The sequence below is a fragment of the Paenibacillus glycanilyticus NBRC 16618 genome, from assembly GCF_004000805.1.
In the GTDB taxonomy this organism is placed as follows: domain Bacteria; phylum Bacillota; class Bacilli; order Paenibacillales; family Paenibacillaceae; genus Pristimantibacillus; species Pristimantibacillus glycanilyticus.
On the sequence record NZ_BILY01000004.1, the window covers coordinates 12,287 to 35,737 of the forward strand.

Consider the following 23,451-nt stretch of genomic DNA (forward strand, 5'->3'; position numbering starts at 1 on the left):
AGCCCTACAGCAAATAACCTTAGCCGCACTGGCTAAGGTTATTTATTTATTAATGCAGAGAACCGGAACCGGGATAGGGCTCTTCATGCGGCTCCACATGAACATGGACGCTCATGATGTTATGTTTGCCTTCCATCCGCTGCTCGATCTCATCGCTGATCCGATGACTTTCAATAAGCGTCAGACCGGGATCCACCTGCACAATTACATCGATGAGCACATTGCTTCCGTGTACGCGGGCCTTTATGTCCTTAATGGATTTGACGCCCTTGGTCCCCTCTATCGTGGAACGCAGCGTCATGAGCTCGTTGGCATCAAAGCCATCCGTCAAGGCATGGGTTGAGCTGTAGAAAATATCCCAGGCTGTCTTGCATATGATGGCGCCTACCGCAAGCGCGGCTACCGGATCCAGCCAAGGCAGGCCAAACTGAGCGCCTATAATCCCGATTGCCGCACCGATGCTGACAAGCGTGTCGGATAAATTATCTTTTGCCGCCGCATGCAAAGCCTGGTTATTGATCCGGTTAGCCAGCCTGCGGTTATAGAGGTATACGGCCCCCATACAGGCTGCCGCAAACAAAGCAACCCATGCCGAGGTCAGCGAAGGCACGGTCTGCTCACCCGAGAATAAAGAACGTACCGTGTTGATGATCACCTGCAGACCAACCGTCGCCATAATGAACGAAGCAATAAGCGCCGCAATCGTCTCTGCCCGGAAATGTCCGTAAGGATGATCCTTGTCGGGCGGCTTCTGAGAAATGCGAAGACCAATCAGTACAGCAACCGAAGCGATAATATCCGTCAGGTTATTAAAGCCGTCCGCAACGAGCGCCCCAGAGGCAAACCAATAGCCTGCGCCTAGCTTGATAGCCGACAGCCCGACATAAGCCCCGATGCTGATTAAGGCTCCTTTCTCGCCCTGCTTGATCTCTTCATACTGATTCATGACAGCAATCAAACCTCCCCTACCCAAGCGATTCCATTAGGGCCTAAAGAAACAGTGTTTACCCTATGCGTGCTTTTATGCATGACTAAAAAAAAAGAGCCGTACAGTCAGGACTGTACAGCTCTCTCTATACGATTAAACCGCGTACATCCGCTCGCGAAGGGCTTTAATCTCATCGCTCTCGAGGTACTCGTCGTAAGTCATCATTCTGTCGATCAAGCCGTTAGGCGTAATCTCCATGATTCTGTTCGCAATAGTTTGCACGAACTGATGGTCATGCGAGGTAAACAGAACCGTGCAGTCCGTTTCCGTCAGACCATTGTTAAGCGCCGTAATGGACTCGAGGTCCAAGTGGTTCGTAGGCTCGTCAAGGATAAACACGTTTGCGCCGCTCAGCATGATTTTGGAAAGCATGCAGCGCACTTTCTCGCCGCCGGACAAAACGGATGCTTTCTTCATCGCATCGTCGCCGGAGAAGAGCATACGGCCCAGGAAGCCGCGGATAAACGTCTCGTCCGGATCCTTGGAGTATTGGCGAAGCCATTCCACGAGGTTCAGCTCCACGCCGTCGAAGTAAGGCGCGTTGTCTTTCGGGAAGTAGCCTTGCGTTGTCGTAACGCCCCATTGATACGTGCCGGAATCTGCTTCCAGCTCGCCCATGAGAAGTTGGAACAATACCGTCTTCGGCAGGCCGTTAGGGCCAACGAAAGCGATTTTGTCGCCTTTGTTTACGGCAATCGTCAAGTTATCAATCACTTTCTCGCCGTCAATTGTCTTAGTCAGACCTTCAACAAGCAGCAAGGATTTGCCCGCTTCGCGTTCGCCCTTGAATTGAATGAACGGATATTTGCGGTTTGACGGACGAATGTCGTCGAGCGTAATTTTATCCAGCAATTTTTTACGGGAGGTCGCTTGCTTGGACTTCGATTTATTCGCACTGAAGCGTTGGACAAACGCTTGAAGTTCTTTAATCTTGTCTTCTTTCTTCTTGTTCTCGCTGCGTTGAAGCGCGAGAGCCAGCTGAGAAGACTCGTACCAGAAGTCGTAGTTGCCCACGTACATCTGGATTTTGCCAAAGTCGATGTCCGCAATATGCGTACATACGGTGTTCAGGAAGTGACGGTCATGGCTGACAACCACAACGGTGCCTTCATAACCGGACAGGAAATCTTCCAGCCAACGGATCGATTCGATGTCCAAATGGTTGGTAGGCTCGTCGAGGAGAAGGATGTTCGGCTCGCCGAACAACGCTTGCGCGAGCAGGACGCGGACTTTCTCGTTGCCGCCCAGCTCAGACATTTTCTTATCATGCAGATCCGGAGTGATGCCAAGACCGTTCAGCATCTCAGCCGCTTGCGATTCCGCTTCCCAGCCGTTCATATCGGCGAATTCGGCTTCCAGCTCGCCTGCGCGCATGCCGTCTTCATCGGTGAAGTCGGCTTTCGCGTAAAGGGCATCCTTCTCTTTCATCACGTCATACAGCTTCTTGTGGCCCATAATAACCGTTTCGAGGACGTTAAACTCGTCGTATTCGAAATGGTTCTGCTTGAGTACCGCAAGACGTTCGCCCGGGGTAATGTGAACTTCGCCGCTGGACTGTTCAACCTCTCCGGACAAAATTTTCAGAAACGTCGATTTACCGGCGCCGTTTGCGCCAATCAAGCCATAGCAGTTGCCAGGCGTAAATTTGATATTTACATCTTCGAACAATGGCTTCTTACCGTAGCGAAGCGTTATGCCGCTAGTACTAATCATTGTATTTAATCCCGTCCTTCTTTTCCAACTCAATTTATCTCGAACCATTATACCACAGTCTGAACGTTCAATTACACCCAATGGGAAAAGATAATAGTAGGTTAAATGGCAAACTGCGCATTCAAATGTTCTTCCGATCGCCATTACTCGAGAATTCCTTTGAATTTAGCTTTATTTGTTTGAATCCTCGAGCAAAAGCGAACGCTTAAAAGCTTTCTGCAGGAAAGCCTCTTCGGAAGCATAAGCTCTGCTTCTCCAGAATCATTTGTAATGCTCCGCTTGCAATTTAACCTGATAATGAAAAAAACAATAAAAGCGGCCGTGTAATACAAACACGGCCGCACATTCATTCAACTTATTAATCCCAGTTCAGCTTCACTTCGTTGCCGGTACGGGACGATTCGTAAATCGCGTCCAAAATGCGGCTGTTGGTATAGCCCGAAAGCGCGGAGGATATCGGCTCCTTGCCTTCGTTAACGCATTCCACGAAATGCTTGCTCAGCAGCACGCGGTCTTCTTCGCCTTCAAGCGGCTCAATGTTCGACTCGACGATATCGTCGCCTTCATGGGTTACGAATTTGCCGTCGCTGCCAACAAGCGCCGCGCCGCCTTCCTTGCCCATCAGGTGGATAAACGGATCCTGGCTCATGCCCGCCGCATGCGCGGCCCAGCTTACGTCAAGCGACAGCGTTGCGCCGTTATCGAACTTGATCAGCGCCGTTGCAAGATCCTCAACATCATAGTAGCCGTCCCAGTTCGGCGTACCCCAAGTGCCGATGCCGCGGCGTTCCGGACCAAATTCGGCATAAGTGGAGCCGTATACGGATACCGGCTTTGGATTGCCCATCAGATAAAGCGACAGATCCAGCATATGAACGCCGATGTCGATCAGCGGTCCGCCGCCGGCCATATCCTTGCGGGTAAACCAGGAGCCCCAGCCCGGGATGCCTTTTTTGCGCACCCAGCCGGTTTTTACGTTATAGATACGGCCAAGATCGCCGTTTTCAACACGCGCTTTAATCGCGCGGTTAATGCCGGTCCAGCGCATTTGCTGCGCCATCATGAGCACTTTGCCCGAAGCCTTCTGCGCTTCGTAGATCGTACGGGCCGCCTCGGCATCAATCGCCATCGGTTTCTCGAGCAAGACATGCTTGCCCTGCTTTAAAGCTTCAATGGCGAGCGGTGCATGGAACTGGTTCGGAACGCCGATAACCACGGCATCGATTTCCGGATCCTCCAGCAAGGCCTGCGGGTTCTCGTGAACCGTCTTTACGCCGAACTCCTCTGCTCTTTGCGCGGCAAGCGGCAAATAAGCATCGGTAATCGCGGCAACGTATACCGATTCCGCTCCAACCTTCGCGAATGTTTCCAAGTGGACCTTGCCGATAGCCCCTGCTCCAATTATGCCAAGACGAATAGGCTGACTCATGTTCTCTAGTTTCCTCCTAAAATGAATTATCCCCGTAATGGCGATATTCAATTGCAACAATATATCCCTAAGTATAGCTCTCCTGCCGAGGAGAGTCACTGTGCTTATTTGGCTTACTCTTGTTCTCGTTTGTTATTTTCCCGGCTTGGGCAGCGCCAAGTCTCGCCGTGAAGGAGAATTCGGACACGTTGTTCATCCAGCCCGATCCGTTCCCGCTCGTTAGCCAGCCGGTCAAGAGCTTCGCGCGGCGTATCGTCGGCAAGCTTGAACGCCCCGTAATGCATCGGCACAAACCATTTGGCTCCCGTATCCTCAAACGCCTGCAGCGCCTCCTCCGGCGTCACGTGCTGTGGTCCCATGAACCATTCCGGCTCGTACGCGCCAATCGGCATTAAAGCCACATCGATATCGAATCGGCTGCCGATTTCCCTGAACCCGGAGAAATAACCGCTGTCACCGGCAAAATAGATCGTTGGCTCCAAGGAATTCTTGTCGGCCGGCTCCATCACCCAGCCGCCCCAATGAGAGCTGTTCATGTCCCATAGATTGCGGCGGGTCCAATGCTGGGAAGGCACAAAGGTAATGCGGATGCCGTCAATAACAACCGACTCCCACCAGTGCAGCTCCTTCACATTCGTGAATCCCTTCAGCCTGAGCTTCGTGCGGAGCCCTGCCGGAACCAGCAGCAGCTTGCTGCCCTGAAGACGCCGAAGCGATTGGATATGAAGATGATCGTAATGGGAATGAGAGATAAGGATAATATCAACCGGGGGCACATCCTCGATGGGCAGCCCCGGCGGTGCCAGCCGTCTTTGAAAAGCCATTTGTCCGGCCCATACGGGATCCGTGATCATATTTTTTCCGGCAAGCTGAATAAAGAAGGTGGAATGCCCAACCCATGTCAAAGACGGCTTTGCCCGATTTTCATGCAAAAAGGAAAGATCCGGCTCAACGCTCGGAATGGAATAGGAATAATCCTTCGTTTTTATTTTTCGGAGACGCTCCTGGCGCCATCGTTGCAAATGCTTAATGGAATTTTGCAGCTGTACCGGCTCGCTGTTCGTAAATTTCGTAAATTTATTCTGCTTCAACCGTACATCCCTCCTGATTGTCTTGCCCTGTTATTTAAAGATACCAACTTGGGAATGTCCAATCAACCGCTGCGGAGCTGTATTCGCGTAAGCTGTTTTTTTCATGTACACTATGATTATAAGCTCAAGTTAGTGAACGGGAGGCATAATGAAAATGAAACTTATTTCAATAGAACCAACCCCAAGTCCAAATTCCATGAAGCTGAACGTGGATGAATCGCTACCGCGCGGCATCAGACAATCCTATACGAAAAAAGAAATCGAGTCCGCACCGGAGCCGCTGAAGGCGCTCCTCGCTATTGAAGGCGTGCGGAGCATCTTCCGCACGGCCGACTTTATCGCGCTGGACCGCGTGTCTAACGCGGACTGGGCGCGTATTCTCGCTGATGCGAGAGCGCTGCTGCAAGGCGGCAATGACGGAGACGCCGCAGCGGGAGCCGCGCTTGCGGCCGAGAGCTACGGCGAGGCGCATGTGCTTGTGCAAATGTACCGTGGCATTCCGATACAGGTACGCGTGAAAAACGGCGAGCGCGAAGCCCGCTCCGCGCTGCCTCAGAAATTTACCGATGCCGTGACCGAAGCAGCTGGCGCTTCGATGATCCGCGAACGGAAGCTGGAGGAATTCGGCGTTCGTTACGGCGAGCTTGAAGAGATTGCGGCCGAGATCGTGAAGGAGCTGGAAGCGGCTTATACGCCCGACCGGCTGAAAGAGCTCATCTCGGCAGCCCAGGCATTAGGTCCCGGCGAAGAATCCGCTGCTCCGGCTAGGCCGGCACCGCTGTCCGGCGAAGAAATCGCCGAGCGCTTCGAGTCGCCGGAATGGCAGGTCCGCTACGCCACGCTGGAGCGGATGGCCCCGGAGCCTGAGATGCTGCCGCTGATTTCCAAAGCACTGCATGACGAGAACATGTCGATCCGCCGTCTTGCCGTCGTTTATCTTGGCGATCTTCGCACGCCTGAAGCCATGCCTTACCTGTTCGAGGCGCTGCGCGACAAGTCCGTCTCCGTACGCCGTACAGCCGGCGATACGTTGTCCGATTGGGGCGATCCGGCCGCAACCGGCCCGATGATTGAAGCGCTTCGCGATCCGAACAAGCTTGTCCGCTGGCGTGCTGCGCGCTTCCTGTACGAAGCCGGCGACGAGAGCGCCGTGGAAGCGCTGCGCGAGGCAGCGAAGGACGCCGAGTTCGAGATCCAGCTGCAAGCGCAGATCGCGCTGGAGCGGATCGAGCGCGGCGAGGAAGCGGCCGGCTCGGTATGGCAGCAGATGACAGCCGCCAGAAGGAGCGAGCAGCAGCAATAAGAGCAGCCGTAGACCGTATTTGAGCCTCAGACCGGAAGCGAAGCTGCAAGCTGCATTGTATCTATTGCAGCCTAATGGAACAATTTCATGCGATAAGCGGATTTAAGTTGCAGAAAGTACAATATATTACCTCAATTCCATCCTTTTTAAGCCAATCCGGGCTATATATACTGCTGATACCGCAATGGTGTCGCAAAAAAAGAGCATTCGCTTGATCGCAAGCGAATGCTCTTTCTTATTGTTTAGGCTTCTTATTGATAATCCAGCTGGACCTGCACAAGCATCGAACCGTCATTGCCGTACGGCTCGTAACGGGCCGAATAGCGAACGGATACATGCGCCACCTTAAAGGCCGTCGGCAGATCGGTCGCAAGCTGCGAGCCATGCACATAACGGAACTTCATGCCCGTCTGCTGCTCCATCACGGCCTCGCGGATTTCCTGCTCCAGCTCTACCAGGCTCGCTACCGTATTTTCCGGCTCCGTCCAGTGCAGGCCAAGATCGGTAATGAGCTTAGCGTAGACATCCGCCTTCCCGCTGTCCGTGCTCCGCAGCTTGTTAAGCTCGCTGCCATAGGAATGGTTCGCCGTTGGATAAGTTTTGACCCACTGATGATCGACGCGCATCTCGTCATCCGTCTTCAAGTAATAGTTATAGCTGAGACGGGACTCGGTCTGCTGCGTGCCGGCTTGCTTCACAACCGGATCATCCCAGGTCAAATCGAGATGATACCAATTGCCGCCGAGCTGCACCATATTCCAAGCATGATCGCCGGTCTTGACTTTGCCCTCGGCAATAAGAACAGGAATTCCGACAGCTTTTAGCATTTTATAAGCAAGCAGCGAATAACCTTGACATACAGCGGTTCCCGTTGTGAGAGCATCGTAAGCGGTGTAATGCTTCAACGTCTCGTCATACTGCAGTCTATTGACAATCCAGTCGTGGATCGCCTTCACCTTCTCGTGCTCGTTCATCTGCGGGGTAATGATCTGCTTGATCGCTTGGCTGACCGTTGCGTCAACGGCAGCGGTCTGGTCCGTCGTCTCGCGGTATCTGGCCTCCAGCTTGATGGTGGACAGATTACCCCAGCTGCGGATGGTATAAAGATAGGAGTCAAGAATATACGCGGTGTAATCATCCTGCGCCAGCGCAAGATTAATCGTATTTTGCAAGCCGTCGGAAAGCTTGTGCTTGTCTCCTTTATATTGAAGCGTAAAATGCTCGGATCTGCTTTGAAATTGCGATGCCAGCTCATCCTCGAGCTGATCGATCGTACCGCCTCCGCCGCTTGACGCGGAAGCGAAAACAGAGAACAGATCGGATTTCATATTTAAACCGATGGCAACGGCAAGCAAGGCTGCTACTGTCGCTATTTTCCAACCTGTTTTTCGCATAGGTACCTCCCGCTTCGGGAATATTAGTTTCTTTCCTTATTTTATGCGATTCCCAATCGTGATAAACACTACAGTACCTAAAATATAAAGGATATGAATCTATCTCCATCATAACGCTATTTTTCGCTATGGCAAGATAAGATTTCATTGTCGAACAGGAAGCGAAAAAATAAAGCCAGCCTATGCAAATGCTGGCTTCCGTTTCAGTCATCTTGCTTTTCATTCTCTTAATGAATTATAGTAATAAAGTAAATAATAGAGACTTCGTACACCCGTGCTCGGAGGTTAATGCTTTGATGCTTTCCCGTCAAACACCCCCGCAGCACTTTTTCGTCTGCTGGCATGCATGAACGTACGATTTTGAACAACCCTATTACTAATCCCGCAAGTCGCGAGCTGCAATCGGTACATACGGGGGCAGCCGTTCATATTATACAGCTTACCCCTGGTAATTAACTGAATGAAAGGGAGACGATTCGTTTTGACTAACGGATATCGGTGGAAAGCGCTGCTGAACAAGCCTTTTGTTGTCTTTTCCATCATCATGATTCTAAAAATGCTCCTCGTCTGGATCATCGTATTCGATGGCGGCACGGGAGATATCGTAAAAATGCTGTTAACCGGCATTTCATCAATCGGATTTATTTTCTGCCTTATCGAGGCCTTTGCTTACAGGAAGAAGTTTATGACTTACCTGATCCTCGACCTTATTTTAACCGGTATATATTTTGCGGTTATTATGTATTACAAATATTTCGGCGTTATCGTTACTTATCATGAGCTGCGCCAGGTGAACCAGGTTGGCGAAGTAAACAGCAGCGTCTTCTCGCTGATGGATCCTTACTTCCTGTTTATCTTCACGGATATCGTGTTCCTGTTCATCATGTTTGCCAGCAGCAAGCGATTCCGCGCATGGAGCCGCACCTTGTCGGTTAAAGGAAAAAGAAGCTGGTTTGTGGCTGGACAAGTGCTTGCGGTTGCCGCATGCGCGACTGCCATTATTCCTTACCGCCAGGACATGAACGAATTCCAGCAAGCGAAAAACATGGGGATTCTGAACTACGAAATTTATGCGACGTTTGCTCCTTCCAAGGACTTGCCGATTAACGCGGAGGAAGTAACCCCGGCTATGGTCGAGCAGGAAAAAGGAAGCGCTCAGCCCGCGCAGCCTGCTTATTGGGAAGCTGCTAAAGGCAAAAACGTTATTGTCATACAGCTTGAAGCCTTCCAGAATTTCCTCATTAACTTGAAAATCGACGGCAAAGAAATTACGCCGAATATGAATAAGCTGGCCGCGGATCACTTCTACTTCCCGCATTTCTTCCAGCAAGTAGGTCAAGGCAATACGGCGGATGCCGAGTTTGTCGTGAACACATCGCTTTACGTGCCGCCTAACGGCGCGGCTTCCGAGGTGTATGCCGACAAGGAGCTGCCAAGCATGCCGAAGGCCTTTGCCGCTAACGGCTACCAGACAGCAACCTTCCATACGAACAACGTTATGTTCTGGAACCGCGACCAGCTGTATAAGGCGCTTGGCTGGGGCAAATATTATGATGACCGGTTCTTTGGCAAGGAGGATCCCGTTGCTTTTGGTCCTTCCGACGAAGTTCTGTACGCGAAGACGGCCGACGAGCTTGCGCGCATGCAGCAGACCGGCCAGCCGTTCTACGTTCAGCTGATTTCCATGTCCGGCCATCATCCGTTCCGCATTCCGGAAAGCAAATACAAGATGGAACTGCCGGACCGCTATAAAAACACGCTTGTCGGCGACTACATTGAAGCCCAGAACTACGCGGATTACGCGCTTGGCCAATTGATCGACGAGCTGAAGAAGAACGGCGTCTGGGATAACAGCGTAATCGTCCTGTACGGCGATCATCAAGGGCTGCCGATTTATTCCCTGAACAACAACGAGAAGAAGCTGATGAAGGAAATTTACGGCCGTGACTATACGCTGCCCGATATGATGAATATCCCGCTGATTATGTCCGTGCCGAGTCAAACTCCTCAAGTCTTCCCTCAGGTTGGCGGACAGTCGGATATTTTCCCGACCATCTCGAACTTGATTGGCGTCTCGCTTAAAGATCAGGTCCACTTCGGACAGGATCTGCTGAACCATACAAGCAACATTTTGCCTGAACGTTACTATCTCCCTACCGGTTCGTTCATTACGGATAAAGGCGCGTTTGTGCCAGGCTCGGGTTACGCGGACGGCATCACCTATCCGATCTCGGGCGGTCCGGTCACAACTCCGCAGGATACGGAGGACACCTTCACGAGAGCTCACCGACTGATCAGCATGTCGGATGAATATGTCGCTTCGCTGCCGGAATGGAACAAGAAGGTTACGCCGGCAGACGATACGAAGCAGGTTGCTTCGGCAAAATAACAGGTTAAACGAAAAATAGCGAAGCAGGAGTTTCCTGCTTCGCTATTTTTTATGGTTACATTAGATTTACTTCGCGGATCTTCTCGATCGGCAGCTTTGGCTTGCGGTCCGCCGTAAGCACTCCGTTCACTTCCTGCTGCACGTCCGTAATTTGCGTATAGCAGTAGCCAACGATATAATCTCTGTCCTTGATCGCTTGATGGATATTGCGGAAGCGGTTCAGGAACGCCTCATCCGACGCAACCTGGTTGCCGTAACCCCAGCCTGCTTCCGTCTGGAAGGCGATGCCGCCAAATTCGCTGACGATGACCGGCTGCCCTTGATATTCGTAACCATCCGCAAAAGCATACTTCCAATGGTTAAACGAGATTTCATTATTCAAAATTTCGTCTTTGTTGCTGTAACGCTTCTCGAACTCTTCCTTCGTCTCCACGTAGTCGTGAAGAGTCAGAATATCAGACACGGTATGCTCCCAGCCGTCATTCGTAATAACCGGACGGTAGGGGTCAAAGCTTTTGGTCAAATGATAGATGGCTTCGGTAAACTTCTGCTGCTTCTTGTCCTTCTTAATGTTCATGACGCCCCAAGATTCGTTGAAAGGAACCCAAGTAATGATAGACGGGTGATTGTATTGCTGGCGCACAACCTCCATCCATTCGTTCGTAAACTTATGAACGGCGTTGTCGTTAAATTCGAAGGTTGCGGCCATCTCCGACCAGACGAGCAGGCCTTTCACGTCGCACCAGTACAGGAAGCGCGCATCCTCCACCTTCATATGCTTGCGGACGCCGTTGTAGCCCATCTCCAGAATAAGATCGATATCCTCAATCAGCGCTTCTTCCGACGGAGGCGTCAGATGACTATCCGGCCAGTAGCCTTGATCCAGAATAAGACGTTGATAGAGCGGCGCGTTGTTGAGCAGGATGCGGCCCTTTTCAATCGAGATTTTTCTCATGCCGAAGTACGAATACACGTGGTCCAGCTTGGTATGGCCCTTGTACAAAATAAACTCCACGTCATACAGATTCGGATGCTGCGGCGACCACATGCTATGCTTCCATGGGCCGTTCGCCTCGTGAACGAGGTCGGCATCCAGCTGCAGCCAAGGACGGTCTACCGTCAGGCTCATCCGCTTCACCTGCTTTCCCTTCAAGCTAATGACGGTCTCCACGCGGATATCCGAAGCCGAGTAATCTCCTTCTACCTGATATTCGAAACGAACGGAGCGGTTGTCGATATCCGGCGTAATCTTGACGGCATCCACGCGGACGGGAGCGACAAACTCCATCCATACCGATTGCCAGATCCCTGTCGTCTGCACGTAGAAGCATTCGAAATTATCCTTCACCCAGCGCTGCTTGCCGCGCGGCTGCGTTGCGTCCATGCTGTCCTCCACCTTAACGGTCAGCTGGTTCTCCCCGCCAACGGCGATATAAGGCGTAATGTCGAAGGAAAAAGCCGCATAGCCGCCTTGATGGGAGCCGATGTAAGTACCGTTAACCCATACCTTCGCGACATAGTCGACAGCCTGGAAATGCAGCAGCACTTTCGAGCCCTCTGCTTCGGCCGGAATATCCAGCGTACGATTGTACCAGACATAAGGATGATGGCTTTCGTCGTTAATGCCGCTGGCCGGCGTTTCGTAAGTAAAAGGCACGTTAATCTTCAAATCGCTGCTGAATACAGCAGGCAAATTCGCTTCGCCCGTATTGGCATCATCAAACGCAAAGTTCCATTCGCCGTTCAAATCGACCCATTGCTCGCGGACGAATTGCGGACGGGGGTAGTTTTTGATATACATTTTTGTTGTCATGCGTGTTCCCTGCTTCCTGTAACGCTTATGTGCTGCGTTTAATTATGGATGAATGTATGATTTCGTATTGACCGTGATATGGCTGAATTGCCAGTCCGAAGAGCTTGCGCGAAGTCCGATCCTTCCATGCAGGAAGGCATTCCGGTCCGTCCAGGACAGAACGGGCTCGTCATTGTCCCCGTCGAATACCTCTATGCTTGGTCCCTTCAGCTTAATCCGGATCGGGTGGGCTTTGCCGTTCCCCAGCTCCAGCACGCCGGAGGTAAGCTCCTGATTCACTTCGTAGCTGACTTTCTTCAGGATGATTCTGCCGTTGCGGAAGGTAAGCTCGTATCCGATAAAAGAATCGGCAACCTGATCGCGAAACGAGGATTCCATCGTTGTCCGCAGCAGAATAGATGCCTCGTCTTCGGCTGCTTCGGCCTGTGTGACGTCCACGCCAACCTCCATGTCCGTCCAGCGGGCATCCCCGCCGAAAATCATCGAATTATCGCCGGCCAGCTGCAGCCCTACGGTACCGCCGTCTTCCTGCCAATACCCAAAGGTTGAGTCCGGGTCAAAAGCAACCTGCTGCTCTGCTTCAGGCGCTGCCGCCTCGCTTGTTTCGATGAACCGGATGTCCGGATTTCCTTTTCCTTTGGAAAGCGTCAGCCACTGCAGGCCTTGCTTTAACGAGTACGTTCCTAGCGGAACCTTCATCCATTCCGAAGAATCGTCTTCGGTAACGAACAGCTCCGGCTTAAGCTTTACGGACCGCTTTACGCCGCCCGCTTCAACCTCAAGCGTAGAACCCGCGGAAGCATCCGATACCATCGCAGCCAGCATATAGTCCCCGTCCGAACGGACGTATATCGGGAAAGCTAGCTCCGCGGCTTTGCCGGTCAGTTCGGCCGAATAGCTGCCGTCAGGCGTTCCTTCATGATGAATAGTGACTTCATTATTATCGGACGCTGCGGCATGTGCGGCTTCCATCGTGCCGGGCACCTGCTTGATCATTTTGTTGTCGCTGCTGCCGCCCGCTTCATTCGAGAATGCCGTGTACTGCAGCTCCGGCTTCAGGCTTCCCGTCCAGGCGTAACCGATTTGGCCGGCTTTTGCCGCGAGCCCCGCATTATCGATGAGCAGAAGTCCATCCCAATACGCTCTTGTTCCGCTTTGGTCCGCTTCCACCCGAACGGTATGCAGCTTGGAGAAGTCCATGCCCTCAGGCAAAGAGGCCTTCTGGATTTCTTTATCCTCCGCCGCATCCCTTAACGAAATGGAATGGTCTGCCGGATTGATCCGAATGCTGCGATAATTATCCGCGCTTGCATAAGAGAAGATCGTCTCCAATTCACCGCTCTCGCTGCCAAGCGCAACGTTGTATTCTGCCGTAAACCGATCCCCGGTTGGCATCTTAGTCACCCAGGCCGCATCCGCCCCGGAGATTTCGGCCGATTGCCATTTATCCGCGCTTGGACTGCCGCCCAGCGGATCGCGGAATGCCGGAAGCGCGGGAGCCGGAACCGGCGCGCCATGCGTTGGCCCCAGCACGGACATTTTGTCCCCGTTAAACGTCAGACGATCCATGTTAAGCTTCCTTACCGGAGGTCCTTCGGCCGAGCTGCCGACCAGATTGTGATAGACGATATAATAAGAATCCATGTCCGGGCCAAGCACCGTTGCGCTATGTCCAAGACCGTTAAAATCCTTGTCCGTCGAGATGATAAGCGGATTATTCTCGGGAATCGTATACAAGCCCGTCGGCGACTCATGCCCTACCGCGTAATTAACGCGATAACCCTTGGAGAATACGTGATTGCCGGTATACGTAATAAAATATCTGCCTTCCCGCTTAATAATCATCGAGCCTTCCGTCCAATGCCCCAATGACGTGTTCAGCTTATCGCCTGCTTCGATCGTATAAGGATCGCTCATGCTGCTGGCCATAATGCCGCCGGATTCCGCATGGGTGAAATACCATTTGGCGTCATCGTCGATAAAGACGGAGCCGTCAATCGTAAGCCCGAGATTATCGGTTTTTACCTTGAACGGTCCCGTGGGATTGTCGCTTTGCAGCACGTAATGCCCTTTGCCCGCGGGAGACGTATACATATAGAAGGAACCGTTCCAATAGACCACCTCCGGCGCATAAGCGCCTTCGCTTACCGGCTCCTCCGTTACCAGCCCTTCGTAGCTCCAATTCACCAGATCGTCGGAGCTCCACGCTTTTATGCCGACCCGCCAGTCCTTCGTGCTGCAGTACAAATAATATTTGCCGTTGTGGCGCAGCACGTAAGGATCGCCGATGCCGTAATCCTCCCATTCCTGGTCCAGCGTCATCGGATTCTGATAGGTCCGGTCCATCGTAATAGCCTCTCTTGCTTGTCCCTGCTCATCCTGCTTTTGCGTAAGCAACCATATCCCCCCTCCGCCTGCTGCGAGTACGACCGCGATGCCAATGCCGATCAAGGACCGTTTCATTTGCCATCCGTTCATGTCTTTACCCCTTAATACCGCTGATCGCCATCGATTCGATGAAGTAACGCTGCGCCATAAAGAACACGATAACAACCGGCACAAGCGCAACAATCGACGCCGCCATCAGGGACGGGTAATTCGAGGTGGAAATATAGTTGGACTGCATGCTTGCGATAAGCACTTGAATCGTTTGGCGTTCTGGCGTATGCAGGTAAATGAGCGGACCCATAAAATCATTCCAGATGCCCATAAAACCAAGCGCTGCTTGCGCGGCAATCGCCGGCTTCGCAATCGGAAGCGCAACGGTCGTAAAGGTGCGGAAATAGCCGCAGCCGTCGATTTTGGCCGCATCGATCAGATCATTCGGTATAGAGCCCTGCATAAACTGCCGGAAGAAGAAGATCGTTACGATATTGCCGAACAGGCCCGGAACGATAAGCGGCGCAAGCGTATCCACCCACCCAAGCTCCGAGAAGCCGATATATTGCGGGATCATAACAACCGAATAAGGAATCATCATAGTGCCAAGCAGCGCCATAAAGATCCATTCCTTGAACGGAAACTCGAACTTGGAGAATGCGTAAGCGGCCATTGCTGCCACAAACAAACCGACAGTCAGCACGCACACGACAACGATTGCGCTGTTCATGAATCCGTATAATAGGGGCGCCTTCGACCAGACATCCTTATAGTTGAGCCAAGTGAGCGGTTCCGGAATCCATTGCGGAGGCACGTCGAACACATGCTGCTGCGTTTTTAATGAAGTCGACACTGTCCATACGAGCGGGCCCAGCATAATAACGGATCCCGCAAGCAGCAGCACGAATATTAAGGTATTGATAAGACGGCGTTGATTAGCCATTGCTTAAAGGCCTCCTAATCCTGGTACACCCACCGCTTGGACAAGCGGAACTGTACCAACGTAATGATGAATATAAGGATGCCAAGCACCCAGGCAACCGAACTTGCGTAACCCATGTTGAAATATTTGAACGCTTCTTGGAAAATGTAGTACACGATTGTCGCGCCGCTGTATTCCGGTCCGCCGTCTGCAGCCAGAATGTACATTTGGCTAAAGGACTGGAACGTTCCGATAATGCCCATAACGACAACATAGAAGTGAATCGGCGACAAAAGCGGAAGCGTAATATGCCTGAATTGATGCCAACGGGTAGCCCCGTCAACTTCTGCTGCTTCGTAATAGGAAGATGAAATGCCTTGGAGACCGGCCAGATACAACACCATCGTACCCCCTACGCCGCCCCATAATCCCATAATAATGAAGGATGGTTTTACCCAATTCGGATCGCCCAGCCAATTCGGGCCTTGAGTTCCGAAGACTTTCCAAATAAACTCGTTAACCAGGCCGTAATCATAATTAAGCATCCACTGCCATAAGAGGGATACCGCAATAATCGGCGAGATGACGGGAATGTAATAAATCGTCCGGAAAATCGAGATGCCTGCCAGCTTGCGGTTCATCATAATAGCCAGAATCATCGAGATGACCATGCCTAGCGGAATGCCGAGCAGCAGGAAGAAGGTGTTGTATAGCGACTTATAAAATTTCTCGTCATTAAACATATAATGAAAATTATCGAAGCCGACAATTTTCGAAGGGGTTAACATATCCCAGGTCATAAAGCTGAGACCAAACGAAGTTAAGAGCGGCGCCAGCCCAAAGATCAGAAATCCAAGCACGGGCGGCGTGACAAATATGAGGGACCAGATAATTTCCTTGCGCCGGTATCCGGTAATTGTTTTCTTCATTAATAATCCTCCCTGGCCGAAGATGAGAGGGGCAAAGACACATCGCTTCATGCGATTGCCTTTCCCCCGCGTACTCCAGCAAGTTCAACCTGCTTACTTGTTGCCTTCGTCGTACAGTTTTTGAAGCTTCGGCTGCTCCGCTTTCACGAAGTCGGCCGCGCTTTGCTTGCCGGTCCAGACCGCGCTTGCGTCCTGCCAGAACGTATCCAGCCATTTTGTGTTTTTCGAGCTGTTTTCAATTGGAGGACGGCCGTAATCGGAGATAATATCAAGGAATACTTGGCGGCTCTCCGGTTTTTTGTCCATTTGCATAAATTCGCCTTTAGCCATATCCATCAGGTTCGGAACCGCTTGGCCAAGCTGATAGTTTTGTCTTTGCGAGTCTTGGTCAAGGCTGAGGTATGCCGCAAGACGGAAGGCGTCATCAGGGAACTCGGTTTTAGCCGATACGACAAAGCCAAGCGATCCAAGCCATGTTGCGGTTTTGCCTGTATTCGGGCTAGCTGGCCATGCCGCGATATCCCAGTTGAAAGGCAGATCCCAGAAGCCCGGTTGATCCCATGGGCCCATCGGGAACATCGCTACTTTACCCGCTACGAAACGCGAATAACCGTTTTGCGCTTTTTCATCATCCTTGGAAGGACTTACTTTGTTAACAAGGCTAAGGTCCGCTACAAATTGCATGGCTTGCGCAAACTCAGGAGTATCAATCGTGATCTTGCCATTGCCGTCTGTCCAGTCTCCTCCGTTTGCCCATACGGCAGATTCGGTGGAGTATGCGGCAACGCCAAAGGTATCGATCTTGCCGCGTTCATTAGCAACCGTCAGCTTCTTCGCGTCGGCAATCATATCGTCCCACGTGTATTCGCCGGCTTTTGCGCTAGGATAAGGAAGACCGGCTTTGTCGAACAGATCTTTGTTGTAAGCAAGCGCCCAAGGGCCAACGTCTTTCGGAAGACCGTAGATGTCGCCTTTGCCGGAAGCTGTACCGTCATAACGGTAGCGGTCCAGAGCGGCAGGCCATACGTTGCTTTGATCAACCAGACTGCTTGTGTCCAGCAACTTCTGAAGGTTCATCAACACGCCGCTGCTTACGAGCTTGTTGAAGTTCGCGCCGCCTGCGTAGAACACATCCGGTGTTTTCTTAGCCGCGATCAGAGTATCGAGCTTTTGGTAATACTCGCCTGGAGGTACAACCGTGTATTTTACCTTTTTGTTCGGATACTTCTTCATATAAGCATCAATCAGCTTTTGGAAGACGGCTTTCTCCGTGTCTCCGCCCCAGCCCATAAATTCGATGCTCGATTTCGCGTCGGCTCCGGCATCCGTTCCTTCTGCCGCCGCTCCCGTATTCGAAGATTCCTGTGCTGCCGCGTTGCTGTTGTTCTTGCCGTTATTGGAGCTTTCCTTGCTACCGCCGTTATTGGAGCTGCAGCCTGCCAGTACGATAATGAGACAAAGCATTGCAGCCATCCAAATTTTACCGCTTCTCCATTTCGCCATCTGTTACTTCCCCCTTCATAATGAATGAACGATATGATTCCCTGCGCTTAAAACAAATAAGCCATGACCCTTATGTACAGTTCAAACGACCCCCGCTAGCATTCCTTCCACAGGCTCGTGCATACCGACATATTTTTTATTTTGTTTCAACTTATTTGTTTATAAACAAAATATACATGCGCCATATCGTAATGTCAACGCTTTCTTTCAATAAAACTGTATCATTCAACAAAAAAGTTCCAGATGCTTTTTTGCTAACAAAACATCTGGAACAATTGGACGCTATTCGTATTGCATGCGCATAATTATTCCCTGCGCGTAATCGCCAAACGATTTGCCGAACAAATTCATGCCGCCCTGATGCTTGGCATCCGGCTTGAGTCCGATCCGGAATGTAATAAACGGCTTCTGGTCCATCTGCAGATCCCGAAGCGTTGTCGAGGAGCTTTTCTCGTTATCGATGGTACTGCGGCTTTCTTCGATCGCCCAGGTTTTGAGCAGTCCGTGCTGGGTGCTGGAGTCATTCCACCAAGGCGGATTGAGCTTGCCCCGGTGGTCGCCGAAATCGCCGGGCGAAATCCAGGAGCCTATCTCCCTATCATTTACCCATACCGTAATTTCGGAAGGCCAATCGTTATTATAGTTCGGCGCTTCCGAGCATAGCTCAAGAGAGAACTCGAGCGACTTCACCTTAGCGCCCGCCGGCAGCTTCTTTGGAAACCGGTATTCGATCCAGCCCTTGCGGAACCAGATAATCTCGGCCGTCCGGCTGTCCGGATGATAGAAGTTTTCCGGTTCATCCTCAATAAAGAGCATGCCGGTCGTATTCGCCATCCCGCAGGTTGGCTGGATGTCGAAGTTAATGAAATGGCCGATCGGCATTTCGACTTCTACCGCCTTGCTCGTATTATGATAGTAAGCAATCGGATTAAGGATCATGCGCACATCGTCGAAATTCCGGCTGCACACCTTCATGGCCCCGCGCGATGCAGGCTGAAGCTCGGTCAGAATAAGCTCCGCCTCTTCGAGCACCTTTACATTGGTAGCCGCCGTGGAGACTGGAATATCGAGCGCTTCCGCAATTTCAATAATATTCAGGTTTGGCTTGGCAAGCAGCAGCTTTATGATGCCGATTCTGGTATGTGTACTAAGAGCATGCGCAACCTTTACGAGACGATCGGGCTCGTCTATCGTTAATTCTAACAACGCAAAGTCCCTTCTTCCTCTGTATCGATTATGTTTCTTACAATCAGATTAGCGCCATTTGAAATTTTTGTCTAGTTTATTTGTAACAAAATATAATTTTGTTTTTGTTTCAGATTTTGTGTAACTATAAGTCTATCGGGACGCCATCCAAGTTCTAATCCATTCCATCAACTTTCTTGCTGCCGGGGAGACATTCTTAAAAGACCTTGCGGCAAGGCCAATATGGCGGAAATGCTCGCTTTCCAGCGGACGGCAGCAGACGTTGTCCGGAAGATGCGTCAATATCATTTCGGGAAGAATGCTGATCCCAAGATTGCTTTGCACCATTGCAATGATGGCATGGTCATCCTCCAACTCGTATTTAATTTGCGGCTTGCATTTGTTCTGCGAAAAGATTCGTTGTACATCCGTGTCGCAGCCTGCAACCGGCATAATAAAAGGCTCCTCCATAATCAGCTCCAAGCTGACAGCCTTCCGATGACTGAAAGGATGCCCGGCATTCATTACGCACATCATCCTATCCTGATGAAGCGGTACTACATCAAATGCTTTGCGGGCTGGGAGATTAACAAAGCCAAAATCGGCCGATCCATTCGCGATCCACTCCTCGATCTCATGATAGTTGCCGTCCAGCAGCTTCACTTCGATTTGAGGATACAGATTCTGAAATTGCTTCATGATTTGCGGCAGCCATTGTATTGAAACGCTAGTGAAGGTCGCGATCTTAACCATTCCGATCTCGATTCCTTTTATAGCGGCTACCTCTTGGTTCAAAATATCATTCGCGCGAAGAATTTCTCTGATCGGATGGATCAGACGTTCACCGTTGTTCGTAAGCTGAATTCCCGCCCTGTTTCTTATAAGCAGACTTAAGCCAAGCTCGTTCTCCAAGCTGGAAACCGCGTGACTGATCGCCGATTGCGTCAGATTCAAGAGCTCCCCCGCCTTTGTTAAACTTCCCACCTCAACGACCTTGCTAAAAATCCGGTACTTTTCTATATTCATCGTTGCCCCGCCTTAAATGAAACTCTTTCATGTTTAGCATTATTATCATTCATTTTATTTATCTTACAATCAATAGTATAGTCTAATTAACGCAGAAAGGAGCCTGATAAACATGGTAATGGACACTTGTTATGCGGTTATTTTTTCGAGTCAACGGACGGACGGGGATCATGGATACGGCGCTATGTCCGACAAAATGGAGGAGCTTGCCGCAAAGCAGCCTGGATTCCTGTCCGTGGAGAGCGTGAGGGATGCCTCGGGAGCGGGCATTACGATTTCCTATTGGGAAAGCCTGGAGGCGATTCAAAACTGGAGGCAGAACGGGCTGCACCAGGTTGCCCAGGAGAAAGGCAAGCAGGCTTGGTATGAGATCTACAACGTTAAAATCTGTAAAGTTGAACGGGCCTATTCCTACCCGGCAGCCGGTCATTCATGACGGCTGCCTTCTCTTAGTAGTCTCTTTTATTCCCCTTTTTCACGGAGTCCCACTCGACCTCAATATTTTTCCTAACCCTTTGCAGCAATTGGAAAAGCGTTTCCGCTTCCTCTTCCGTTATTCCCGCCAGTGCCACAGAATTCGAATGATCCCCTTCCCGCTTCAAAAAAGGATAAGCCAACTTGCCTTTCTCCGTTGTAAACAGCCTTTTGATCTTCTTGTTTGATTCATCGTCTTTCTTCTCGATAAAGCCTTGAATCTCAAGCTTCTGGATCGCACGCGCAGCCGTCGTCCGGTCTACCTTTATCATTTCCGCCAGCTTCTCCTGAATAATTCCCGGATGCTCAAAGATGCGAACCAGATACAGGTATTGTCCTTTGGTAAGCTCAAGCTCCTTGAACTCGATATTGCTTATGGAATCTAATGCCCTCGCGATCATGCCAACCTCACGAAGTATCTCCCTCATGTTGTCACCTGCCAGCCGTTAAATTTTGTTGCATTTACAGCAATAATAATTTTATATATACTGCATGTATCGCTGTTATTCATTATGACGATAATCGCCATAAAAATAAATCCGGAAAGGCTGGGGAACGTATGAACCCAACAAAAATTGCAACGCCCGAGGAGCTCGAGAGCGCATTTTCGATCAGAAAGAAAGTGTTTGTTGAAGAACAAGGAGTACCTCTTGCCGATGAATTTGACGAATTTGATCGGTTGGACGGAAAATGCGAGCATATTCTGGCCTATTATGATGGGGAAGCGGTTGGTACGGGAAGGATCCGCACGGTCGAAGGAATGGGCAAGCTAGAGCGTATTTGCCTATTAGAGCCTTACCGTAAATTCGGGATTGGCCGGCAAATCATCGCCGCATTGGAGGAAATCGCGCTCGAGAAGGGGCTTCCTAAAGTTAAGCTGCACGGACAAACGCATGCGAAAGGATTCTATGAAAAGCTTGGCTATGAGGGAGCATCGGCTGAATTCATGGAGGATGGCATCCCTCATGTTCTCATGACCAAGTCTATCAAATGAAATCAGGTCATCGCGCGGGATGAACCTTTTCGCCGCATGCAGCGCATATTTTTGCTTGCGGCGTGCGCAATGGCTTACCGCATTTGGGGCAGGGTTCCCCGTACATGGAGATTCTATGGTGCATGATGGCATTGTGATGCATATCTTTATAACCGGTCATTTTCTCGTATTCTCTTACCAGGAGCTTAAAGGATTCGTTAATAGGACTGTCTATCCGAACACTGCTTCTCGACATTCTATATTTTTGCACACGGTCAAAACATTTTTTATAGATTTTATGGATGCGACGGTATTCTTTTCATCAAGCATCGGAACTTCTTGTTTGCATCTCCAGCACCACATTATTTTCATACCGAAATATGCGCTCCCTTTTATTCGGAGTCTTTATTGGTTTGGGAATGGAGCAGAAGATCAAGCTTCTCGATTATAAGCTTCTGATTCTCCAAATGCTTCTTTATTTTCCCGTCTATATTGAGCACGGCCAGCAGCATAATGACAAACGCAATGATAAAAAAGATTCCCATAACGTCCCCTCAACTTTCGATCGCGGATTGTTGTAAATATTATCCTATTCCCATGAATTCTAACGCATGAAGCTCGCCGAAGTTGCGTTCCCCCCGTTAACGAAACTACAGAGCCTTAGAACGCGGAAAACAACCTCTCGCCAGTTTTAACGAAACTGTATATCGCTATTTGGCACATTGACGGTCAAATTGCACCAATACACCGTCAATAACGATATGTAGTTTCGTTACAATTACAAAGTCCTCGTTTTGAAGCGAATAGCGTTACGTAGTTTCGTTAGCAGTCAGGCGATTTGGCGATTTGGCGATTTGGCGATTTGGCGATAGGCAAAAAGCTGCCCCTCATCATCCGAAGATGACGAGGGGCAGCTCCACGCGCTATTAGCCTTTTACAACATAAAGCCGGCTGGATTCCTCAAAGATTTCCCCAGCAGCCAGGCTTAGAAGGCCAATCTCATCCGCTGGCAGATCCACATTTGGCGCGTTCACCAGATTGACCTGCGGCTCTGGGCAGAAGAAGCCCTCCGTCGCGTTGTTATTCCAGATCATCCACTGCTTGTAGGAGGTGCCTACATCATAGACAAGCTTAACGCCCGCTTTTGTATCGCTCAGCTCCATCCGGTTGCGTCCGTTCTGCGGGCGAGCCGTATAGTGGTTATCCATCGCTTCGAAGAACGGATATACGCCGCTGTCGCGCATAAGCTGCTCTTCTTCCTTCAGAGGCTGGTACTGCTTCGTCGGCAGCATCCGCTCGTTCAGCTCCCAACGCTCGCCAAGCGTCATATGGATGCGGTAATCCTTAGCCTCTCCGCCCGGCACAAACGGTGCGTTCACCGAAGTATGGAAAGCGAGCAGGCAAGGCATTGCCTCTTCGCCGTCATTGCGGACCGTCACTTGCTGCAGCAGGCCGTTCTCGCTTAACGAGTAACGGAGACGAATCGTATAGTTAAACGGGAAGCTGGCATAAGAAGGATGGCTCTCATTCACCTGAACCGATACAACTACGTAGCTTTCCGTTTTGTTAACGCCGAAGTCTTCAACCTGCCATGGCGTCTGATAAAGGAAGCCATGAAGATGGTTGCCCGTTGCCGGTTCATTGACCTCGAATTGATGAACTTTCCCCTTCCAAGGGAATTTGCCGTCCTCATAGCGGTTCGGCGGGAACAGCACGGGGATGCCGTGGATCATCGGCCTTGCCTTGAAGCTCTCCATCTCCTCGGGCGTTGGTTCATGCAGGAAGCGGTATTCCTTCTCTACATCCCGAAAAGCAATCAGGTTGCCGCCAATCTCAGGAAGAAGTGCAGCCTCGTACGGTCCAAAACGCAGCCAAATCGCGCGTTCGCCGTGGAATAATCCTTCGTTTGCTTGATTTACCGTCATTCTTCTTACACCTCG

The 23,451-nt window shown here is 50.8% G+C and carries 19 protein-coding genes; 4 read left to right on the forward strand and 15 right to left on the reverse strand.

The window, feature by feature from the left end; translation table 11 throughout:
- Positions 1 to 49: 49 nt before the first annotated feature.
- From PGL01S_RS03800 to PGL01S_RS03815, 4 genes are all read right to left on the reverse strand, one after another.
- A complete protein-coding gene (locus tag PGL01S_RS03800; RefSeq protein WP_127491576.1) occupies positions 50 to 946 on the reverse strand; it encodes a cation diffusion facilitator family transporter in 897 nt (298 codons plus the stop codon).
- Positions 947 to 1,081: 135 nt separating this feature from the next.
- Positions 1,082 to 2,701 carry an ABC-F family ATP-binding cassette domain-containing protein gene (locus tag PGL01S_RS03805; protein ID WP_127491578.1) on the reverse strand — a complete coding sequence of 540 codons (1,620 nt, stop codon included), beginning with the start codon at positions 2,699 to 2,701 and terminating at the stop codon, positions 1,082 to 1,084.
- A 358-nt stretch (positions 2,702 to 3,059) separates the two neighbouring features.
- A complete protein-coding gene (locus tag PGL01S_RS03810) occupies positions 3,060 to 4,130 on the reverse strand; it encodes a Gfo/Idh/MocA family protein (protein WP_127491580.1) in 1,071 nt (356 codons plus the stop codon).
- Positions 4,131 to 4,243: 113 nt separating this feature from the next.
- Positions 4,244 to 5,221, reverse strand: a complete 978-nt coding sequence (locus tag PGL01S_RS03815) for an MBL fold metallo-hydrolase (RefSeq protein WP_127491582.1) — start codon at positions 5,219 to 5,221, stop codon at positions 4,244 to 4,246.
- Positions 5,222 to 5,375: 154 nt separating this feature from the next.
- Here PGL01S_RS03815 and PGL01S_RS03820 point away from each other — a divergent pair, with 154 nt between their 5' ends.
- Positions 5,376 to 6,524, forward strand: a complete 1,149-nt coding sequence (locus tag PGL01S_RS03820; protein WP_127491585.1) for a virulence factor — start codon at positions 5,376 to 5,378, stop codon at positions 6,522 to 6,524.
- Between the two features lie 251 nt (positions 6,525 to 6,775).
- Here PGL01S_RS03820 and PGL01S_RS03825 read toward each other — a convergent pair whose 3' ends face one another.
- Positions 6,776 to 7,918, reverse strand: a complete 1,143-nt coding sequence (locus PGL01S_RS03825; protein ID WP_127491587.1) for a transglutaminase domain-containing protein — start codon at positions 7,916 to 7,918, stop codon at positions 6,776 to 6,778.
- 481 nt (positions 7,919 to 8,399) lie between these two features.
- Here PGL01S_RS03825 and PGL01S_RS03830 point away from each other — a divergent pair, with 481 nt between their 5' ends.
- A complete protein-coding gene (locus PGL01S_RS03830; protein ID WP_127491589.1) occupies positions 8,400 to 10,307 on the forward strand; it encodes an LTA synthase family protein in 1,908 nt (635 codons plus the stop codon).
- A 55-nt stretch (positions 10,308 to 10,362) separates the two neighbouring features.
- Here the strand turns inward: PGL01S_RS03830 and PGL01S_RS03835 are convergent, their stop codons facing one another.
- From PGL01S_RS03835 to PGL01S_RS03865, 7 genes are all read right to left on the reverse strand, one after another.
- Positions 10,363 to 12,120 carry a glycoside hydrolase family 2 protein gene (locus PGL01S_RS03835; protein WP_127491591.1) on the reverse strand — a complete coding sequence of 586 codons (1,758 nt, stop codon included), beginning with the start codon at positions 12,118 to 12,120 and terminating at the stop codon, positions 10,363 to 10,365.
- Between the two features lie 42 nt (positions 12,121 to 12,162).
- Positions 12,163 to 14,598, reverse strand: coding sequence for a glycoside hydrolase family 43 protein (locus tag PGL01S_RS03840; protein ID WP_127491593.1), 2,436 nt, complete (start codon positions 14,596 to 14,598; stop codon positions 12,163 to 12,165).
- Positions 14,599 to 14,602: 4 nt separating this feature from the next.
- Positions 14,603 to 15,442: a carbohydrate ABC transporter permease gene (locus PGL01S_RS03845; protein WP_127491594.1), complete on the reverse strand. Its 840-nt coding sequence runs from the start codon at positions 15,440 to 15,442 to the stop codon at positions 14,603 to 14,605.
- 14 nt (positions 15,443 to 15,456) lie between these two features.
- Complete coding sequence (locus PGL01S_RS03850; protein ID WP_127491596.1) at positions 15,457 to 16,350, reverse strand: carbohydrate ABC transporter permease; 894 nt, start codon at positions 16,348 to 16,350, stop codon at positions 15,457 to 15,459.
- Between the two features lie 93 nt (positions 16,351 to 16,443).
- The gene (locus PGL01S_RS03855; RefSeq protein WP_127491598.1) at positions 16,444 to 17,853 is read right to left on the reverse strand and encodes an ABC transporter substrate-binding protein; all 1,410 of its coding nucleotides are present in this window, start codon (positions 17,851 to 17,853) and stop codon (positions 16,444 to 16,446) included.
- 282 nt (positions 17,854 to 18,135) lie between these two features.
- Complete coding sequence (locus tag PGL01S_RS03860; RefSeq protein WP_127491600.1) at positions 18,136 to 19,059, reverse strand: ArsR/SmtB family transcription factor; 924 nt, start codon at positions 19,057 to 19,059, stop codon at positions 18,136 to 18,138.
- Between the two features lie 132 nt (positions 19,060 to 19,191).
- Positions 19,192 to 20,064 (reverse strand): LysR family transcriptional regulator, encoded by an 873-nt coding sequence (locus tag PGL01S_RS03865; protein WP_127491602.1) that lies wholly within the window; start codon positions 20,062 to 20,064, stop codon positions 19,192 to 19,194.
- Between the two features lie 112 nt (positions 20,065 to 20,176).
- Here PGL01S_RS03865 and PGL01S_RS03870 point away from each other — a divergent pair, with 112 nt between their 5' ends.
- A complete protein-coding gene (locus PGL01S_RS03870) occupies positions 20,177 to 20,500 on the forward strand; it encodes an antibiotic biosynthesis monooxygenase family protein (protein WP_127491604.1) in 324 nt (107 codons plus the stop codon).
- 13 nt (positions 20,501 to 20,513) lie between these two features.
- On the opposite strand, the gene PGL01S_RS03875 is transcribed toward PGL01S_RS03870, so the two are convergent.
- Positions 20,514 to 20,966: a MarR family winged helix-turn-helix transcriptional regulator gene (locus tag PGL01S_RS03875; RefSeq protein WP_127491606.1), complete on the reverse strand. Its 453-nt coding sequence runs from the start codon at positions 20,964 to 20,966 to the stop codon at positions 20,514 to 20,516.
- A gap of 131 nt (positions 20,967 to 21,097) precedes the next feature.
- Here PGL01S_RS03875 and PGL01S_RS03880 point away from each other — a divergent pair, with 131 nt between their 5' ends.
- Complete coding sequence (locus tag PGL01S_RS03880) at positions 21,098 to 21,532, forward strand: GNAT family N-acetyltransferase (protein WP_127491608.1); 435 nt, start codon at positions 21,098 to 21,100, stop codon at positions 21,530 to 21,532.
- A gap of 371 nt (positions 21,533 to 21,903) precedes the next feature.
- On the opposite strand, the gene PGL01S_RS30740 is transcribed toward PGL01S_RS03880, so the two are convergent.
- Both PGL01S_RS30740 and PGL01S_RS03890 read right to left on the reverse strand, forming a co-directional pair.
- Complete coding sequence (locus PGL01S_RS30740; protein ID WP_164775372.1) at positions 21,904 to 22,056, reverse strand: hypothetical protein; 153 nt, start codon at positions 22,054 to 22,056, stop codon at positions 21,904 to 21,906.
- 381 nt (positions 22,057 to 22,437) lie between these two features.
- Positions 22,438 to 23,436 (reverse strand): aldose 1-epimerase, encoded by a 999-nt coding sequence (locus PGL01S_RS03890; RefSeq protein WP_127491610.1) that lies wholly within the window; start codon positions 23,434 to 23,436, stop codon positions 22,438 to 22,440.
- Between the last annotated feature and the right edge of the window lie 15 nt (positions 23,437 to 23,451).

Coding starts and splice junctions, on each gene's coding strand:
- PGL01S_RS03800 (WP_127491576.1), bottom strand. CDS start 946: ATGAATCAGTATGAAGAGATCAAGCAGGGCGAGAAAGGAGCCTTAATC.
- PGL01S_RS03805 (WP_127491578.1), bottom strand. CDS start 2,701: ATGATTAGTACTAGCGGCATAACGCTTCGCTACGGTAAGAAGCCATTG.
- PGL01S_RS03810 (WP_127491580.1), bottom strand. CDS start 4,130: ATGAGTCAGCCTATTCGTCTTGGCATAATTGGAGCAGGGGCTATCGGC.
- PGL01S_RS03820 (WP_127491585.1), top strand. CDS start 5,376: ATGAAACTTATTTCAATAGAACCAACCCCAAGTCCAAATTCCATGAAG.
- PGL01S_RS03825 (WP_127491587.1), bottom strand. CDS start 7,918: ATGCGAAAAACAGGTTGGAAAATAGCGACAGTAGCAGCCTTGCTTGCC.
- PGL01S_RS03835 (WP_127491591.1), bottom strand. CDS start 12,120: ATGACAACAAAAATGTATATCAAAAACTACCCCCGTCCGCAATTCGTC.
- PGL01S_RS03840 (WP_127491593.1), bottom strand. CDS start 14,598: ATGAACGGATGGCAAATGAAACGGTCCTTGATCGGCATTGGCATCGCG.
- PGL01S_RS03845 (WP_127491594.1), bottom strand. CDS start 15,442: ATGGCTAATCAACGCCGTCTTATCAATACCTTAATATTCGTGCTGCTG.
- PGL01S_RS03850 (WP_127491596.1), bottom strand. CDS start 16,350: ATGAAGAAAACAATTACCGGATACCGGCGCAAGGAAATTATCTGGTCC.
- PGL01S_RS03855 (WP_127491598.1), bottom strand. CDS start 17,853: ATGGCGAAATGGAGAAGCGGTAAAATTTGGATGGCTGCAATGCTTTGT.
- PGL01S_RS03865 (WP_127491602.1), bottom strand. CDS start 20,064: ATGAATATAGAAAAGTACCGGATTTTTAGCAAGGTCGTTGAGGTGGGA.
- PGL01S_RS03870 (WP_127491604.1), top strand. CDS start 20,177: ATGGTAATGGACACTTGTTATGCGGTTATTTTTTCGAGTCAACGGACG.
- PGL01S_RS03875 (WP_127491606.1), bottom strand. CDS start 20,966: ATGAGGGAGATACTTCGTGAGGTTGGCATGATCGCGAGGGCATTAGAT.
- PGL01S_RS03880 (WP_127491608.1), top strand. CDS start 21,098: ATGAACCCAACAAAAATTGCAACGCCCGAGGAGCTCGAGAGCGCATTT.
- PGL01S_RS30740 (WP_164775372.1), bottom strand. CDS start 22,056: ATGGGAATCTTTTTTATCATTGCGTTTGTCATTATGCTGCTGGCCGTG.
- PGL01S_RS03890 (WP_127491610.1), bottom strand. CDS start 23,436: ATGACGGTAAATCAAGCAAACGAAGGATTATTCCACGGCGAACGCGCG.